The organism is Synechococcus sp. BDU 130192 (assembly GCF_963876085.1).
In the GTDB taxonomy this organism is placed as follows: domain Bacteria; phylum Cyanobacteriota; class Cyanobacteriia; order Cyanobacteriales; family MRBY01; genus MRBY01.
Genome location: NZ_CAWNNO010000001.1, coordinates 111,115 through 128,672, shown reverse-complemented (window position 1 = coordinate 128,672; position 17,558 = coordinate 111,115). Strand labels below are relative to the sequence as shown.

The window sequence follows — 17,558 nt, the reverse complement described above, 5'->3', positions numbered from 1 at the left end:
ATTAGGCATTTACTTAGGGAACTGCCTTTAGAGAAAGAGTTTTAAGTGTCCGTTACTGACGTTTCGAGACGACAGCGATCACCGACACTACAGGTTTGTCGTTCTTCCCGGTTTTGGATCAGAGTGATTAAATCGGGGCGGCCCGTCAGTTGGAGACGATATTTCGCCCAGATGCCATAAACCCAATCAGCCAATTGCCCAATGCCAGGAAGTTTAGTGATGCCATAGACCCAGCCCATCCCCAGAACTTCGTAAACATACCGAAAAACCGCCACATTTTGAAGCACTGTCCCGTCGGGTAGCACGCCATGGATTCGCTCCATCGCTGCCCGGAAAGTCACACCACCATGGCGACTGGGGTCGTAATCATCGGCTGCCACATCCACAAAGCAAATTAACCCACGGCCATTATCCTTGCGCCGCAGAAAGTTAACCTCCCGCAGACAAAGGGGACATTGACCGTCATAGAGCAGTTTAATTTTCCAGGATGGGGTGGAGGACATGGTGCAATTTTCGGCTAAAAGATTCAATCTATATTGTAAAGATTTTTTGCGGGTGCCTGGGGAATCACCAAAAGGGCGTTTTTAAGGCTGTGTTCTGTTGGCGATCGCCCCAGTCTTTCACTCTCCAATTACCAAATAGAATCCCACCAAGCCTCATCTGTTGGCGTTGGGCCATTGGTTTCGATAAAGTCAACCTTGCGGCGAATGTCTGCTGGCTCCCAACCTGTCAACTTTGCCAGGGTTTGTACCTCTGCTTCCTGGCGTTGGTAGGTGCGCTCTCGGTAATCCTGGGCTGCACTACAAGTCATTTCCCCGCGATAGGGATGACGAATCACATAGCGTCCTTGGAAAAATTGACGATTGGCCGTTTCTTGGAAGCGCAGATCTTCTGGGAACTCGTCGCGACCATAGCGCACATGGAGTCTGGTGATAAATACCCTCGGTAGATATTGATCTTCATCCCAAAAGACTCCGGCCTGTTTCAGCTCTGCCTTCGTTAAATTAGGCGCAGAACAGGGATCACAACTGCTCATATCCCAGGCATATTCCAAGAAAATATCATCCCGGCCCTGGCGTTGGTAATCTTGCTCAAACATGGTGGTATAAAAATCCCCAAACTCTGCTTCGACAAATTCAGGAATTTCCACATTCGAGGGGATTTTCACGGTGCGATAATTGGTCACTTCCGCCTGGCCCTTGGGAGAGAGAATATAGACAATAAGATCCTGGGCTTGTTGGGCGTTCATCATCCCTAGGCGAATCGGCAGCATATACTTCGGTGATTCAAAGGCCATCATCAGGGGACGCAATTGGTTCACGCCGCTCCGGTCAAATTCTTCGAGGTTCACCTTGGCCACAAAAAACTTCAGCTTGTTGCGAATATAGGGCCGCAGTAACTCACTGGCCCCCTGGGGCAGTTGATAATCGTTTTGGCGTAACCAGGTTTCCAATCCATCGGATTCTTTGGCGCTGAGAATGAGGATGTCGTATTCGCCGACGCTAAATTGTTCCTCAATGGTGACCCCTAGATCCGCTGCTGTTTCGCGCATGGATTCTGCGGCCATGGGCATCGGTGGCCTCGCATTTTGCAAAAACCCAATGCCATCATCAAACATCCGCACAGCACAGGGATTTTCATCGAAATATTCCACCAGCCGGGGGGCGCTAAAGCCATCGAGGCGTTTGATAATGCTTGCTTCGCCCACATGAACCTGTTCTTCTTTAAGAACGACGGGGACGGGCACTACCAGGGCAAAATCTGAGACTTCCCCTTCATAGTCGTTGGCCATGGTGAGGACGGTGCGATCGCCATCCCGGGCAATAATCACCTGGGACGCTTGGTTATAGAGATCGGTATCGGCCTTGGCGACATAGAAACCACAGAAGGCCCAGGCGGGTTGGGTCAGTAGTAGTAAACCAATGCAGGTTATGGCCAAACCGCGCAAATATTGCAGGATCGTTTTAAACATGATTTTCCTTAGATAACGGGGCGAGTTTGTAGGGTCAAAGAAGAATCGCCAATAGGGGCTTTCACCTGAGCTTTTTCTTGCCACTGGAACCGGGGCGATCGCCAAATTTTATCGATCACAATGGTGCTGGGAGCCAGACAGAATAACGCCCAGAAAATTGCCGTCGAAGTATAGAGGCCATGTTGCAAAACAAAGGTGAGCAGGGCGATACTAATGGCCCAAAAAATTCGTCCTTGTTTCCCATTGGGGATCGAGCGCGGATCGGTCAGCATAAAAAACGCAAAGAGCAGCAACGAACCGCTGGTGAGATGATGGGCAACCACATCCCAACTCCAGCCCAACCAGAAGTTACGGAGAATCTCCAATCCACCGTAACTGGCGAGAAAAGCAATCGACGTATCCCAGCGGCCAACTCGGTTGAGCACAAGGCCAGCCGCACTAAAAAATAGCAATAAATACCACCAGTCAGTGCCCCATTGACCGGGAGAAACCCAAGCCCCATCTGTCCACAGGAGAGCCAGAATGATGCCGAAATTGGCAGGATTGAAAAAATGTTTTTCTTGATAACAAAATAAAAATTTACTGGCGATCGCCCCGACCGCTGCCCCCACTAAAACAAGGGGATGATTTACCCGCAGGAGCAGGGAAAGGCCCAGGCCGGTAATCGCCGCACTCCGCGCCCCAGAAATAAGTAGCGGTGACCATTGTAGAGGAGTTTCTTGTCGGCAACGGTAGGCTTGCCAAGCACTGAAGCTCCATTGGGTCAAAATACAGGTGGCGATCGCCAGCAAAACCCAGGTTAAATTTAACGTCCAGTCTCGCGTGTAAACTCCCAACAGGAGAAACGTCGTCAGAATTGCAATTTGATAATCACGGGCATCACTGAAGGGCATTGAAAATCCTCCCTGACTAAGCAAAAAATAAGTTGCCTAAAGTATGAAAGACAAGTCCAGGGATGACGAAAAGGTTTCTTTTTTTGTAACAGAAAACCTTGAGACTTGTGGCAGTCGTAAACTAGAGTCAAAGCAGGATTCCAGGGGCTGTTTAATATTAAAAAATGTGAATTTGATTGACTAATAAATTTCTAGAGCGTCAAACACAATTGTCCCTGTGATCTTGCACCTGTGTGTAGGAGTATGAAAAAAAATGCAACTGAAAAAACTGTTTGTGCCACTGTTGGCGGGAATGTTGTTCCTGGGGGGAACCTCTGGGGCGATCGCCGAAGAACTATTGCGCACGATCACTGTCACGGGGCGCGGCGAAGAAGCCATTGCCACGAGTCTTTCTGAAGTACGCCTTGGGGTCGAAGTGCGGGGGGCGACGGCAACCCAAGTCCAGGCAGATATCGCCAAGCGCAGTAACCAAGTGGTGGATTTTCTCAAGTCCAAAAATGTCGCCAAGCTCACCACCACGGGGATTAATCTCCAGCCGGAATATGATTACAACAATGGCGATCGCCGCCTCATCGGTTACTTGGCCACCAATACAGTGAGCTTTGAGGTACCCACCGCCCAAGCCGGAAGCCTAATGGATGAAGCTGTCAAAGCCGGAGCAACCCGCATTGATGGAATCTCCTTCCGGGCCACCGAAGCCGCCCTTGCTGAAGCAGAAAAAACTGCCCTCGCTGAAGCCGCCCAGGATGCGCGCACCCAGGCCCAAACCGTCCTCAGTGCCTTGGGTTTGAGTCCCCAAGAAATTGTCCAAATCCAGGTCAATGGGGCGACGCCACCAACCCCTATTTTTAAAACCATGGATACGGCACGAATCGCCTTTGAAAGTGCAGCGCCTTCTCCGGTAGAAGGGGGTGAACAGACGGTGAATGCTTCCGTAACCCTGACGATCCGTTACTAACACCCTGCTTTTTGGGCTAAATTACGCTTAAATCTAGGGGCGATCGCCTTGTGGGATAGGGGCGAAACTTGAGGGAATGTTAGATCTAATCAAACTTGCGGGACAACTGCCAGACATGGGGGCGCACCTCCAGGAACAGGCTGCCACGGGACGAGAACGAATCGAGCGGGGAATTTCTCTGCTCCGGGAAGCCCAGGCGGATTTCCAGACCCTCCAGGCCCACCAAAATACCTGGGGCGATCGCCTCATTTTTAACCATGGCATTCCCCTCGAACCCCTGGAGACTCGCGTTCCCATTTCGCCCCCTTCCCAAGCCCACACGGTTTTTGCCACGGATGGCTCCCAAATTGCTCCGTCCCACCATGAAATTGCCTACTGCTATTTGATTAATATTGGTCGGGTGATGCTCCACTACGGCCAAAGCTTGCACCCACTATTAGATCATTTACCGGAGATTTTTTATCGCAGTGAAGATCTCTATACTTCTCGCAAATGGGGCATCCGCACCGATGAATGGCTCGGTTATCGCCGCACCGCCTCCGAAGCTGAAGTGCTCGCCGAGATGGCCTGTAAATGGGTGTTGCCCCCTGGTGCCCACGGCCATATTCCCAATGTGGCAATGGTGGATGGCTCTCTGGTCTATTGGTTTTTAGAAAATTTGCCCGCCGAAGCCCGCCAACAAATTCTCGAACCCCTCCTAGGGGCCTGGCAACAACTCCGAGAAACCCGTATTCCGCTGATTGGCTACATTAGTTCCACCCGCAGTGTAGAGGCCGTCCATTTCCTGCGGCTCCAGGCTTGCCCCCACGACAAACCCGATTGTCAAAGCCATTGCCTCGACGGCGAAACCAAGGAACGTAAAGCAGAATTTCGCGAAACTCTTCCCTGCCAAACCATTGAACCGTTGCGGGATAGCACTCTTTTTGAGCAACTGTTGCAACCGGGCGATCGCAGTGGGCTTTGGCTCAGTCAGGCGCGCATCTTAAATCATTATCCAGAAACCGATCAGGTTTGTTTTTGTTATCTCCATGTGGGAACAGAGGTGGCGCGGATCGAGATGCCCCGCTGGGTCGCGGCAGATCCTCAACTCCTCGATCAAACCCTAGGCATTGTCCTCGGCCAAGTGCAAAAGGGGTTTGGGTATCCCGTGGCGATCGCCGAAGCCCACAATCAAGCTGTGATCCGGGGTGGCGATCGCGCCCGATTTTTTGCCCTCCTCGAACAACAACTCCTCAAGGCAGGCTTAACCAACGTGGGTGTCTCTTACAAAGAAACTCGCAAGCGGGGTTCCGTGGCTTAAAGAGCATGCTCTCCCCCCACAAAGACTTTTCAGGAGAATTCTTAAACTCCCCTAAGCCAGTCCCAATCCCCCATCGGAGAGCATACAATAAACAAGCATCAGCACTTTTTCCCAGGCAGGCACAATTGTCGTCACCATCACGTCGTGCATTCTGCCGCACTGTTTTTCTTGTAGTCACTTCTGCGCGAACCGATAATGCCCGAAAACTCTCAATTTCCCGTTGAACCGACCCAAAAACCCAGTGGCACGGAGCAACAGCACGAAGAAAACCCCTGGGTAGAGACCATCAAGACCCTTGTGACCGCTGGTATTTTGGCCATTGGGATCCGCACTTTCGTCGCCGAGGCCCGCTACATTCCCTCCGAGTCGATGCTGCCGACCCTAGAAGTGAACGATCGCCTAATCATTGAAAAAATCAGCTATCACTTCAAAAATCCCCAACGGGGCGATGTGGTGGTCTTTAACCCGACAGAAATTCTCCAGCAGCAAAACTATCGAGATGCTTTTATTAAACGGGTGATCGGGATTCCTGGTGATACAGTACAAGTCAGTGGCGGCACCGTCTTTATCAATGGGGAAGCCCTCGAAGAAGACTACATCAACGAAGCCCCAGAATATGACTACGGCCCCGTGACGATTCCAGAAGATCACTACCTTGTCCTTGGCGATAACCGCAACAATAGCTATGACTCCCACTATTGGGGTTTTGTCCCCCGTGAAAAGCTTGTGGGGAAAGCCTTTATTCGTTTTTGGCCCTTTAATCGCGTGGGCATCCTCAACGAAGAGCCGCAATTTGCCGACGAAGAACCGATTACACCCTAGCGTCCCATCCCAGAGACCGCTAGGATATAGGGCGACTCCCTATCCCGGCAACCATGAGTGAACCATCCCCTTTGCTGCAAGCATCAGGTCTCCATAAAAGTTTCGGTGGCATCCGTGCGGTGCAAAATGCTTCGATTACGGTGCCCCGTGGACAGATTACGGGGTTGATTGGCCCCAATGGGGCGGGCAAAACGACGTTGTTTAATTTGCTCTCAAATTTTATTACGCCGGATCGGGGGACAGTCATTTTTAACGGCCAGGAAGTGCAGCACTTACCGTCCCATAAGATTGCGGCACGGGGTTTTGTGCGTACCTTCCAAGTGGCGCGGGTGTTATCACGCTTATCGGTACTAGACAATATGTTGCTGGCGGCCCAACAGCAAACGGGGGAAAATTTCCTGCGGGTGTGGCAACAGGGGAAAATTCGTCGCCAAGAAAAGGCAAATCGGGAAAAGGCGATCGCCATCTTAGAATCCGTCGGTCTAGGGGAAAAAGCCCAGGATTACGCTGGGGCTCTGTCGGGGGGACAACGCAAACTCCTGGAAATGGCCAGGGCATTGATGAGCGATCCCCAGTTAATTTTGTTGGATGAGCCTGCGGCGGGCGTGAATCCCACTTTGATCAACCAAATTTGTGAACACATTGTCCGCTGGAACCAACAGGGAATTTCCTTTTTGATCATTGAGCACAATATGGATGTGATCATGTCCTTGTGTAACCACATCTGGGTATTGGCAGAGGGGAGTAATTTGGCGGACGGAACCCCCGAAGATATCCAGTGTAATGAACAGGTTTTAGAGGCTTATTTGGGATCGTAATGCGCGTTTTATTAACGAATGACGACGGGATTGATGCCCCTGGGATTGCAACCTTACAAAAGGCGATCGCCCCCCATGCCAGGGAAGTAGTGACGGTAGCCCCCCAAACACAGATGTCTGAATGTGGCCATCGGTTTACGGTTTATGCGCCGATCCCAGTGGAGCAACGGACGAAAAATGCCTATGCGGTGGCAGGTACCCCAGCAGATTGTACACGCTTGGGTCTCACGCAGTTTGCGGCAGATGTTGATTGGGTGCTGTCGGGGGTAAATGCTGGTGGTAATTTGGGCGTGGATATTTACACTTCGGGAACAGTGGCAGCAGTGCGAGAAGCAACGATCCTCGGTAAGCGGGCGATCGCCTTTTCCCATTTCATCCAGCGGCCTTTAGAAATCGACTGGGAGCTCGTCACCCACTGGACGGGGAAACTTTTAGCGCAATTATTGACCCAGGAACTGCCGGAAAAGCATTTTTGGAATGTGAATTTTCCCCATTTAACGGCAACCTCTGACCCGGAAATTATTTTCTGTGAGCGCAGCACCGACCCGATGCAAGTGCGTTATGAAGCACGGGATCAACAGTTCCATTATGTCGGCTCCTACCCTGAGCGCCCCCGGGCCGCTGGTACCGATGTGGATGTCTGTTTTTCGGGGAATATTGCCGTAACCCAAATTTCGATCTAGGCAAGGGCATTGAACACGAGCTTTAGCAACCACAGGGTCAACAAACCGCCCAAAAGAATCACCAAGACGATCGCCCCTAAAATTAAAATCAGGGGACGCCAATCAATGGAGGCATTGTCAAGGTCAGTCTGGTCGGGCAAATCCTGTTCTAAAAGCTTTAAATTCGCCTCATTGGCTTTCCAGGCCACATCAAAGAGATCGCCGGCCACGGGCACCGTACCAACAACGCTATCCACAAGAAGATTGAGAGCCATTTTGACGAGGGTATCCTGTTTTGCTCCCAGTTTGGCCGCCTCGAAAATCACATAGCCAGAGAGAATTAAACTCAGGTAATCCCCCACCGCTGGCACCAAACCGATAATTGGATCGAGGCCGATTTTGTACTTTGTCCCCGGAATGGCGATCGCACTGTCGAGCAGCTTACTGAGGGTGCGGATGCGTTTTAACGTCTTCGGGTTCGGGGTTTTGGTGGCAGTCATGGGTCAGTGGGTAAAGCCGGAACATTGTGCAGCAGCCAGTGGAGCATGGTTTCAACATCCCGCAGGATTAAGGGTCGATTGGCCGCCGTGAGCAGAGGCACATGGAGAAATAAGGCCCGCGCTGGGGATTGCTGCCGCTGGAGATGCTTTAACACTTGAAAATATAGCCCTTCACAGACAAATTTACCGGCATCGTGGCTAATCTCCGTAAATTCTAGGGGAGTCGTGAGAGCCTGTAGATCCAAGCGCGTTTGTAACTGCTGTCCCTGGTAAAAAGCTTGGGATTCCACCGTGAGGCGATCGCGTTTTTCGGCCATGCCACAGCAGAGCACCAGATCCGGCTGATAAGCGGCAATGGCTTGAACGGTTTTTGCAGAGGCGATCGCCGTTTCCACAGGCAGATGGTGCAGAAATAAAAAATCCGCAAAGGCCAGCCGCCTCGCCTTAAGCTGACAGAGCAGATCATCCGAGGCATTGGAAGTGTGATGTTCTAGCCAGGGTTGAAAGGAGGTGAGTAAAATTTTGCCGCGCACGCGTTACGAATTACTAAGTCTGTCGAGGCTATATTGGGCTGCTTCTCGCACCTGGGGATGGTCGTCTTTGGCGAGGAACTTAACCGCCGCAAGACTCTTTTCACAAGGAAGTGCGCCTAGGGCTTCTGCGAGCCGTTGTCGTACTAGCCAATTGTCTGAGGAAACAAAGGTGACGAGGCGATCCACGGTTTCTACGGCACCAATTTCTCCCAGGGCGGCGATCGCTGCTTGTTCTAAAATGGCTTCCCCACTATCAAGGGCTTGAACCAGGGCATCCTTCGCTTCCGGACGACCGAGATTCCCCAAAGAAACCGCCGCACTAAAACGCACTAACCAAGAGGTATCTTCATAAAAAGCCCGCAGCAGTGGTTTTAAAGCCCGCTCATCCTGGAGATACCCTAAAGCACCCGCTGCATCAGCCCGAATGCCATAATCGCCGTCAGTTTCTAGCAGCTTAATCAAAATTGGATAGGACTCTTCTGTCTGCTTAATCCCCAGGGCAAAAACCGCCATCGAGCGAATTTGCAGCACCTCGTCATCTAATACTTTTTTAATGAGGGGCATCGCTTCTAGGGGGGCTACATCCCGCAATTGGGCCAGGGCAATCATGCGATCCTTGGAGTTTTCACTTTCGAGTTGTTGGGAAAGTGTCGCTAAGCTGGGGTGAGACATAACCAAATTTTGTAAAAGTTCTTAATAAAATTGTAATCAAGATTCTCAGGATTTTTCAATAAACCATGACCCACTCCCTCAATCCGGTGTTGTTAATCCATGGCTTTTTAGACCGCCACACTGTGTTTAAACCTTTAACCCGGTACCTTGGTCGGCAAGGTTGGGAGATTCATGCCCTTGATCTACAGCCCAATGATGGCCGTCAAGCACTGCCCGTTTTAGCCAGCCAAATTGAAACCTATGTCCACCAACATTTTGGGGCGACCCAACGGTTCGATCTCGTGGGATTTAGTATGGGGGGCATTGTGACCCGTTACTATTTGCAACGGCTCGGCGGCAATCAACGGGTGGAACGTTATGTGAGTATTTCGGCCCCCAATAATGGCACGTTATCAGCCTATGGTTTGCCCTTTCCGGGGATTCGTCAGATGCGCCCGGATAGTGACTTGCTTCAGGATTTGAACCGTGATGTGGCCACTGCCCTAGAACCTGTAAAAGTCACTTGGCTATGGACTCCCTTTGATCTCATGATTCTCCCCGCCGAGAGTACGAAGCTCCCCATTGGCACAGGCGTGCAGTTGCCCGTACCTTTACATCCTTGGATGTTATCTGACCCCCGTGCCCTCAAGGCGATCGCCAAGGCATTGCAGCGATAGCAAACCTCAAAGCGTATGTCGTTCTGGTTGGTAGGATTGAATCGCCCGCATATATTGTGCCCGTTCAAAGGCACTTTCATCGGGACAATTGACCTGACTCATGCTGCCCCGCAGTTGCTCCAAAGAAAGATATTCATGTTCTTCGAGCCATTGCACCATTTCCGTTTCAATGGTTTCAATGTGATGAATACCATGGCGCAATAAAGTTGCCACTAAGGCCGTCACCTTTGCCCCCGCCATTAACATTTTGATCGCATCGGTTCCCCGTTGAATGCCACTGGTCGCCGCAAAATCCACATCTAAGCGGCCATAGAGCATTGCAATCCAGCGCATCGGCAGACGCATATCCAACGGGCTACTCAGGATTAAATTCGGGGTGACTTCGAGGTTTTCGATGTCAATATCCGGCTGATAAAAGCGGTTAAATAAAACCAAGCCACTCGCCCCATTATCAACTAACCGTTTCGCCATATTTGCCATGTTGCTAAAGAACGGACTCAGCTTTACGGCAACGGGAATATTTAAATTTTCTCGCACTGTCCGCACAATTTGAATATATTCATACTCCACTTCTGAACCGTTTTTATTCATATCCGTCGGGACATAATAAATGTTCAATTCAATGGCATCGGCGCCGGCTTGTTCCATCAGTTTGGCGGTGTGTTCCCATTCCCCTTGGTGGGAACCGTTGAGGCTGGCAATGATCGGCATTCTAACCATTGATTTAGCTGTCTGAATGTGTTCTAAATAGGCTTCTACACCCACATGAAAAACATCAGAAGCATTCTCTGGGAAATAATTTAAGGCTTCGGCAAAGGAGTCTGTGCCGTAGGTGAAGTGATGGTGCAATTCGAGTTTTTCTTTACGAATTTGTTCTTCAAAAAGGGAATGTAAAACGACGGCTCCGGCTCCGGCATCCTCCATCAGTCGAATGTTGTCGATATCCTCGGTCAGGGGGGCAGCAGCTCCGACAATTAATGGCGATCGCAGGGTCAGACCTAAATACTGTGTTGTTAAATCCATGATATTTCTCTGGTGTTTTTGATGATCTTGATCCCCCTAAATCCCCCTTACATAAGGGGGGCTTTAATTCAATTCCTTTTGCTTGCCTCCCTTAGGAAGGGAGGTGCCGAAGGCGGAGGGATCTCTTTGCAGGGGATCAAGTTTCGTCGCGTTTGGCAAGGTATTCGTACATCCGCCAACGGGTATCGACATCGCTCTGGGCTTGTTTGAGCAGTTCCTTCGCCGCTTGGGGTTTGGTCATGGTGAGCATCTTGAAGCGATTTTCTTTGTACATGGAGCTTTCGACGCTGCCTTTGGGGGTACGGCTATCGAGTTGGAGGGGGTTTTTGCCCTCTGTTTTGAGGTCGGGGTTATAGCGGTACAGTAGCCAGCGTCCGCTTTCGACGAGTTCTTTTTGGTGACTCATGGCGGTTTGCATATTGATACCGTGGGCAATGCAGTGGCTGTAGGCGATGATCAGGGAGGGGCCTTCGTAGGCTTCGGCTTCGAGGAAGGCTTTCAGGGTGTGTTCGTCTTTGGCTCCCATGGCAACGGAGGCGACATACACATTGCCGTAGGTCATGGCGATTAAACCGAGGTCTTTTTTGGGGGCTGGTTTCCCACCAGCGGCGAATTTGGCAACGGCGGCGCGGGGGGTCGCTTTGGAGGATTGTCCGCCAGTATTGGAATAAACCTCGGTGTCCATCACCAAAATGTTGATATTTTTCCCGCTGGCGATCGCATGATCGAGACCACCGAAACCAATGTCATAGGCCCAACCGTCCCCACCGACGATCCAGACGGATTTTTTCACGAGGTAATCGGCGAGGGACGCTAACTGTTTCGCGTCGGGGGAATTGAGGGTTGCGAGTTTATTTTTCAGTTCCCGCACCCGTTGCCGTTGTTCCCAAATGTCGGCTTCATCAGCTTGGCGGGCATTTAACAATTCACCGACAAAACTATCACCGAGTTCACCGCTTAAGCGTTGTAATAATTCCGCCGCAAATTGGGCTTGTTTATCGATAGAAAGGCGGAAGCCTAAACCGAATTCGGCGTTATCTTCAAAGAGGGAATTTGACCAAGCGATGCCCTGTCCTTCGGCATTGGTGGTGTAGGGGGTTGTCGGTAAGTTGCCGCCATAGATGGAGGAGCAACCCGTCGCATTGGCAATCACTGTGCGATCGCCAAACAGTTGGGAAACCAATTTAATGTAGGGGGTTTCACCACAGCCGGCGCAAGCACCAGAAAATTCAAAGAGCGGCTCCTGCAATTGTTGTTCGCGGATTTGATTGAGTTTTAATTCGCGCCGTTCCGGTAAAGGCAAACTGAGGAAGTAATCCCAATTCGTTCTTTCCTGTTCCCGTAGGGGCAATTGTTCCACCATATTGATCGCTTTCTTGGCGGGTTGCGCCTTGTTTTTCGCGGGACAAACATCCACACAAACGCCACAGCCGGTACAGTCTTCCGGAGCCACCTGAATCGTGAATTTCTGCCCTGAAAAATTCTTGTCTTTCGCATCAATGGATTTAAAACTTTCCGGCGCATTTCCTAATAGATTGGGTTCATAAATTTTGGCGCGGATCGTCGCGTGGGGACAGACCATCACACATTTACCGCATTGAATACAAACCTCTGGATCCCACTCTGGAATGAATTGGGCGACGTTGCGTTTTTCCCATTTAGAAGTCCCCATCGGATAAGTGCCATCGCAGGGTAGACAACTCACCGGCAGGCGATCGCCTTCTTTGATCAGCATCGGCGCTTGGACATTGCGCATAAAGTCGGGCGCATTGGGAGACACCGCTGGCGGTTTACGAATGGGACTATTTGCCTCACCCACGTTCACCTCAAACAAATTCGCCAAGGTGTTATCCACCGCCTGAATATTCATGGTGACCACATCCGCGCCTTTCTTGCCGTAGGTCTTCTGGATATATTCCTTAATTTTGGCGATCGCCTCCTCTTTTGGCAGGACACCAGAGAGAGCAAAGAAACAGGTTTGCATCACCGTATTAATTCTTCCGCCCATGCCACTTTCCCGTGCCACCTTATTCGCATTAATCACATAGAATTTCAAATTTTTGCGAACAATTTGTTCTTGCACTTCAAGGGGCAATTGATCCCACACTTGATCCGGAGCATAGGGACTATTTAAAAGAAAAATTGAACCATCTTTTGCGCCACTGAGCACATCCAATTTTTCGAGGAATAACCATTGGTGACAGCCCACAAAATTCGCCTGATTAATCAAATAGGTGGAGCGAATTAAATTGGGGCCAAAGCGTAGATGGGAAACCGTCACTGCCCCTGATTTCTTCGAGTCATAGACGAAATAACCTTGGGCGTAATTATCCGTTTCTTCGCCAATAATTTTGATCGAATTTTTATTCGCGCCCACGGTTCCATCAGAACCCAAACCATAGAACATCGCCCGTACGACACTGTCCGGTTCCGTCGAAAAATTCGGATCATACTCAAGGGATGTGTGGCTGACATCATCATTGATGCCCACCGTAAAATGATTCTTGGGTTTTGCTTGATTTAATTCATCAAAAATCCCCTTCACCATCGCCGGATTGAATTCCTTAGAGGACAAGCCATAGCGTCCGCCAAAAACTTTAGGCATCGCGCCTTCCCAACTTTCCATTAAGGCAGAAACTACATCTAAATAGAGCGGTTCACCGTTTGCACCGGGTTCCTTCGTTCGGTCTAACACAGCAATTTTTTCGACGGTTTTCGGTAACGCCGCAATTAATGCCGATCCATCAAAGGGACGATATAACCGCACTTTTAAAACGCCAACTTTTTCCCCTTGGGCATTGAGGTAATCCACCGTTTCATGGACGGTTTCACAACCGGAACCCATCAGCATAATCACCCGTGTCGCATCCGGCGCGCCCACATATTCAAATAATTTGTAAGCGCGTCCCGTCAGTGCCCCAAAGCGATCCATCATTTCCTGCACAATGGCGCTGCATTTGTCATAGAACGGATTCACCGATTCTCGCGCTTGGAAAAAGACATCGGGGTTTTGGGCTGTGCCGCGCACCACTGGATGCTCGGGGGTTAAGGCTCTGGCGCGGTGGGCAAAGACATCTTCATCGTCGATCAAATCCCGTAAAACCGATTCATCGAGTAATTCAATTTTTTGAATTTCGTGGGAGGTGCGGAACCCATCAAAAAAGTGGATGAAGGGCACACGGGCTTTCATCGTCGCCGCTTGGGCAATCAACGCCATATCGTGGGCTTCCTGCACCGAGGCGGAGGATAGCAAAGCAAATCCCGTCCCCCGCACAGCCATCACATCGGAGTGATCGCCAAAAATGGAGAGGGCTTGGGCAGCAACAGAACGGGCGGCAACATGGATCACCGCTGAGGTGAGTTCCCCTGCAATTTTGTAGAGGTTGGGGATCATTAATAGTAGCCCTTGGGAAGCGGTGAAGGTTGTCGTTAAAGAACCCGTTTGCAGTGCGCCGTGGACGGCTCCGGCGGCTCCTCCTTCACTCTGCATTTCGATGATGCTGGGCACGGTTCCCCAGAGATTTGGCTGTCCTTGGGAGGCCCAGGCATCGGCCCATTCACCCATCGGTGAAGCGGGGGTGATGGGATAAATGGCAATGACTTCGTTTAGTTTGTAGGCAACTTTGGCGACGGCTTCATTCGCATCGAGGGTGGCAATTGTGTTAGTAGCCATAATCTCAAAATTCTAATGTTTTGCTGGTGACTGGGTGGAAATCGTAGGTGATGATCTGTTTTGTGAGTCGAGGCAGTGGAAAAAGTGATTGATGTTGGCTATTTTTTGAGCCTGATACTTGGTTGACTTTAACAACAAAATGCTTGCTAAAAGTTATAAGAAAAAATAGAATTTGATTGGCCTGATCCGGAAAATCAAGGGAATATTTACACTTCTAATTTTAGAGAATTTTTTTACTGTCTTGGATTGTTCTGCCGTAGAAAATGATAAAAATCAGTGAAGGTTTAAATTTCGTTGAAATCCTAGGGGAAGCTAAATAAGAAAAGTTATTTTTTACTTTTTTTTGTAACGATCTTGGGCATGGTTTCGGTGCCAACTTTTTTAGTAGAGATTGATTATGACACCTTCGGCAATAGAGGAAAAACTGTCGGTGGTTGGCCAAGAAGCTGGGCCTATTGCCAGCATAAAAATCTCGTCGGTTTAGCGATCGCCCACGAGAATTCAAAGAATTAAAGAATTACCTAGGAAAATTGGCCTTGGGCTGAGGTTTTTTCACGCAAACCCCAACCTTTCGCCTATACCTAGTCAATCTAGAAGATTGTTGAGATTGAAATCTCAACGTCCATTTGGTTGGTTAAAGCAAAGGACTAAAACACAAGTAATAATCAAACCAAGAAGGAGAACTATTACAGAAATATCTGTGGAAGTATCCCAATTAGAGTCTTTTTCGACGTTGGGAGGACGTACAGGATAGACTGGATAAGCAGCAAAAAAATTAATCAATCCAGAATCTTTTGGAATTTCCCAAAATGCTAGACTATTGCCAGCAGGAAAGATATAAGAGTGATTAGTAACCATAAAGCTGTACTTTGAGACGAAGAAATGGTTATTGCCGAGGATAAAGAGGCCCTGGCAAAGAGTAAGTAGATCGCCACTAAGGAAAACGGTTTAGTTCATGCTCATCGCTGTGGCGATCGCCCTCTTGATCTTTAGCAGGTAGAAATGGAGATATCTCCCGATGAGAAATAGGCGCAGTCACCATCGGAGACATAGGAACCGTAGCCCCCAGCCCCACCAGTGCTGTAGTAGGAATCATAGCCGCTAGAATCATTCCCATAGCTGCCGTCGTAATTATTACTGCCAGCGCCAAGGTAGCCTTGTACTGTGTAATCGCCTGCATAGCCCCACGCACCAGTGTAGTAATCCAGCCAGTAACTCCCCGCAGGAATCGAGCCACCAGCCAGATACTCAAGGATCATCAAATCTTCGCCCTGGATATATTCGCCATTGACATAGACCTGGGCTTTTACGGGTATCGAGGCACCCGCGAGCAGGAGGAGAGAAGACAAGACCGTCAGAGAAACTTTTTTCAGAAACATGGAACAAACCTCCCGTGAGGGAAAACTAGAAAAGTTAGAGACTGAAGCATTCTGGAACGATTAGGTCAGGTTGCTGGGGATAAGTAGTGGCCACAAAATTTTACTGATGCAGTTTGTCTAAATTTTTGACGCTCACCCTGGATTTATTATCTACTGATGTTTGAATTTTTCAGCGGTCTTTAGCCTTACATTTCCCCAAGCTGCCGTAATCCTCAGTGCAAATAAGCCATAGAGAAACTTTATTATCTAGGCTTTTTCCATGAAGGTTTTCTCATGGAATCTTCACCAGGGGTTTAGGCAAGCGGGTCAAGATATCCATAATCGTCAAGAATCTGGCGATCAGTGTCGAGGTCAGATCCCAAAGGAGAGGTCTTTGCCCATGGAACCCGCCCAACGACAACGGAATGTTCAATGGCGATCGCCCCAGGGGATCTCTAGCCCAACCTCTGTTTCTGGGAAACGAGCCCCCCGATCTAGGCCGCCAGCTCCTCGCCACCGCATCGTGCTATATTCCCACGACACCATGGGCTTGGGTCACAAACGGCGTAATGTGTTGATTGCGCAGACCCTACAACGATCAGCCTTGCCCCTGGATATTTTGCTCATTAGTGGCATGGGCGATGGCAATGAAGGGCTTGCTACTGCGGGGATTGATTGTTTAAGTTTGCCAGCCTTGAAAAAAAGCCGGGATGGTTCCTATCGGGCGCGTCATTTAGCTTTGCCTTTACGGGACATCATTGGGTTGCGATCACAGCTAATTTTAAAAGCCGTTCAACAATTTCAACTGGATGTTTTCATCGTCGATAATGTCCCCAGGGGGGCGGAACGGGAACTAGACCTCAGCCTGGAATACATCCGGAAGCAGCCTGAGATGCGCTGTGTTTTGGGGCTAAGGGATGTGTTGGACGACCCGGCAGCGGTGCGGCGGGATTGGCAACGGGCGGACAACGAAACGGCCATTCGTCGCTACTATGATGCGGTGTGGATTTACGGCGATCCCCAGGTTTACGATCTGCGGCGGGAATATGATTTTTCCCCAGAGGTGGTCGCAAAAATGCTGCCCCTCGGTTATTTCAATCAATGCGATCGCCTCCAGTATTTAGGGCAACCCTGGCAAGAAACCTTAAAAGCATGGGATTTACCAGCCCGGTTCGTCCTCGGTGCGGTGGGTGGCGGCCAAGATGGGGAGACCCTGGCGATCGCCTTTGCCCAAATTCCCTTCACCGCCGAGAATCCGGGGGTGCTACTCACGGGGCCTTTTATGCCGGAGTCCGTGCGCCAAACCCTAGGGGCGATCGCCCAACATAATCCCCACCTGACGATCCTTCCCTACTGTCCCGAACCGACGATTCTCATGGCCGCCGCCGAACGGGTGATTGCCATGGGCGGCTACAATACCGCCTGTGAAATTCTTTCCTTCCAGAAACCCGCTTTGATTATTCCCCGTATAAAACCCCGCCAGGAACAATGGCTGCGGGCGACCCGTTTAAAACAATTGGGTCTGGTGGACGTGCTCCATCCCCACCAGGTTAATCCTCAGAATCTAGTGGCTTGGCTCCGTTGTGATCCAAAATCCCCCAAGTGCAGTGCTGGTCTTAATCTCCAGGCCACCGAACAATTGCCCCTCCTTTTAGCTCAGATGCTCAAGACTTCTAGCGGTTTTACTGCCCAAGCTTCCTAGTCCATCACCTTATTTC

16 protein-coding genes are annotated in these 17,558 nt (G+C 50.1%); 7 read left to right on the top strand and 9 right to left on the bottom strand.

The genetic code is table 11. The annotated features are described in order from the left end of the window. Positions 1-41: 41 nt before the first annotated feature. From AACT35_RS00610 to AACT35_RS00600, 3 genes are all read right to left on the bottom strand, one after another. On the bottom strand, positions 42-503 hold the full coding sequence (locus AACT35_RS00610; RefSeq protein ID WP_099237444.1) for a thiol-disulfide oxidoreductase DCC family protein: 462 nt from the start codon (positions 501-503) through the stop codon (positions 42-44). A 128-nt stretch (positions 504-631) separates the two neighbouring features. Beyond that, the gene (locus AACT35_RS00605; RefSeq protein WP_099237442.1) at positions 632-1,972 is read right to left on the bottom strand and encodes a DUF2330 domain-containing protein; all 1,341 of its coding nucleotides are present in this window, start codon (positions 1,970-1,972) and stop codon (positions 632-634) included. Between the two features lie 8 nt (positions 1,973-1,980). Then, positions 1,981-2,865 (bottom strand): RnfABCDGE type electron transport complex subunit D, encoded by an 885-nt coding sequence (locus tag AACT35_RS00600; protein ID WP_099237440.1) that lies wholly within the window; start codon positions 2,863-2,865, stop codon positions 1,981-1,983. 253 nt (positions 2,866-3,118) lie between these two features. Between AACT35_RS00600 and AACT35_RS00595 the strand changes: the two genes are divergently transcribed. From AACT35_RS00595 to surE, 5 genes are all read left to right on the top strand, one after another. Further along, the gene (locus AACT35_RS00595) at positions 3,119-3,823 is read left to right on the top strand and encodes an SIMPL domain-containing protein (protein WP_065710652.1); all 705 of its coding nucleotides are present in this window, start codon (positions 3,119-3,121) and stop codon (positions 3,821-3,823) included. Positions 3,824-3,899: 76 nt separating this feature from the next. Further along, entirely contained in the window at positions 3,900-5,123 is a 1,224-nt protein-coding gene (locus AACT35_RS00590) for a DNA double-strand break repair nuclease NurA (RefSeq protein WP_099237438.1), read from the top strand. Between the two features lie 195 nt (positions 5,124-5,318). Then, positions 5,319-5,945: a signal peptidase I gene (gene lepB / locus AACT35_RS00585; protein ID WP_012307049.1), complete on the top strand. Its 627-nt coding sequence runs from the start codon at positions 5,319-5,321 to the stop codon at positions 5,943-5,945. Between the two features lie 53 nt (positions 5,946-5,998). Continuing rightward, positions 5,999-6,763, top strand: coding sequence for an ABC transporter ATP-binding protein (locus AACT35_RS00580; protein WP_099237436.1), 765 nt, complete (start codon positions 5,999-6,001; stop codon positions 6,761-6,763). Beyond that, the gene (surE, locus tag AACT35_RS00575; RefSeq protein ID WP_099237434.1) at positions 6,763-7,446 is read left to right on the top strand and encodes a 5'/3'-nucleotidase SurE; all 684 of its coding nucleotides are present in this window, start codon (positions 6,763-6,765) and stop codon (positions 7,444-7,446) included. Before AACT35_RS00580 ends, surE begins: the two co-directional genes overlap by 1 nt. Here surE and AACT35_RS00570 read toward each other — a convergent pair. Genes AACT35_RS00570 through AACT35_RS00560 form a run of 3 tightly spaced genes read right to left on the bottom strand, consistent with a single transcriptional unit; the run spans position 7,443 to position 9,130 of the window. Beyond that, positions 7,443-7,925, bottom strand: a complete 483-nt coding sequence (locus AACT35_RS00570) for a DUF4112 domain-containing protein (protein ID WP_099237432.1) — start codon at positions 7,923-7,925, stop codon at positions 7,443-7,445. The genes surE and AACT35_RS00570 overlap by 4 nt on opposite strands. Beyond that, positions 7,922-8,458, bottom strand: a complete 537-nt coding sequence (locus AACT35_RS00565) for a pyroglutamyl-peptidase I family protein (protein WP_099237430.1) — start codon at positions 8,456-8,458, stop codon at positions 7,922-7,924. Before AACT35_RS00565 ends, AACT35_RS00570 begins: the two co-directional genes overlap by 4 nt. Positions 8,459-8,461: 3 nt before the next feature. Next, positions 8,462-9,130, bottom strand: coding sequence for a HEAT repeat domain-containing protein (locus tag AACT35_RS00560; protein ID WP_065710659.1), 669 nt, complete (start codon positions 9,128-9,130; stop codon positions 8,462-8,464). A 65-nt stretch (positions 9,131-9,195) separates the two neighbouring features. On the opposite strand from AACT35_RS00560, the gene AACT35_RS00555 reads away from it, so the two are divergent. Then, positions 9,196-9,786, top strand: a complete 591-nt coding sequence (locus AACT35_RS00555; protein WP_099237428.1) for an esterase/lipase family protein — start codon at positions 9,196-9,198, stop codon at positions 9,784-9,786. 6 nt (positions 9,787-9,792) lie between these two features. Here AACT35_RS00555 and AACT35_RS00550 read toward each other — a convergent pair whose 3' ends face one another. The 3 genes from AACT35_RS00550 to AACT35_RS00540 all read right to left on the bottom strand — a co-directional run bounded on the left by AACT35_RS00550 (position 9,793) and on the right by AACT35_RS00540 (position 15,861). Then, on the bottom strand, positions 9,793-10,809 hold the full coding sequence (locus AACT35_RS00550; protein WP_099237426.1) for a dihydroorotate dehydrogenase-like protein: 1,017 nt from the start codon (positions 10,807-10,809) through the stop codon (positions 9,793-9,795). A gap of 136 nt (positions 10,810-10,945) precedes the next feature. Beyond that, positions 10,946-14,482, bottom strand: coding sequence for a pyruvate:ferredoxin (flavodoxin) oxidoreductase (nifJ, locus tag AACT35_RS00545; RefSeq protein WP_099237424.1), 3,537 nt, complete (start codon positions 14,480-14,482; stop codon positions 10,946-10,948). A gap of 989 nt (positions 14,483-15,471) precedes the next feature. Beyond that, positions 15,472-15,861 carry a hypothetical protein gene (locus AACT35_RS00540; protein WP_099237420.1) on the bottom strand — a complete coding sequence of 130 codons (390 nt, stop codon included), beginning with the start codon at positions 15,859-15,861 and terminating at the stop codon, positions 15,472-15,474. 379 nt (positions 15,862-16,240) lie between these two features. Between AACT35_RS00540 and AACT35_RS00535 the strand changes: the two genes are divergently transcribed. Next, positions 16,241-17,542, top strand: a complete 1,302-nt coding sequence (locus tag AACT35_RS00535; protein WP_099237418.1) for a glycosyltransferase family protein — start codon at positions 16,241-16,243, stop codon at positions 17,540-17,542. The last annotated feature ends 16 nt before the right edge of the window (positions 17,543-17,558 follow it).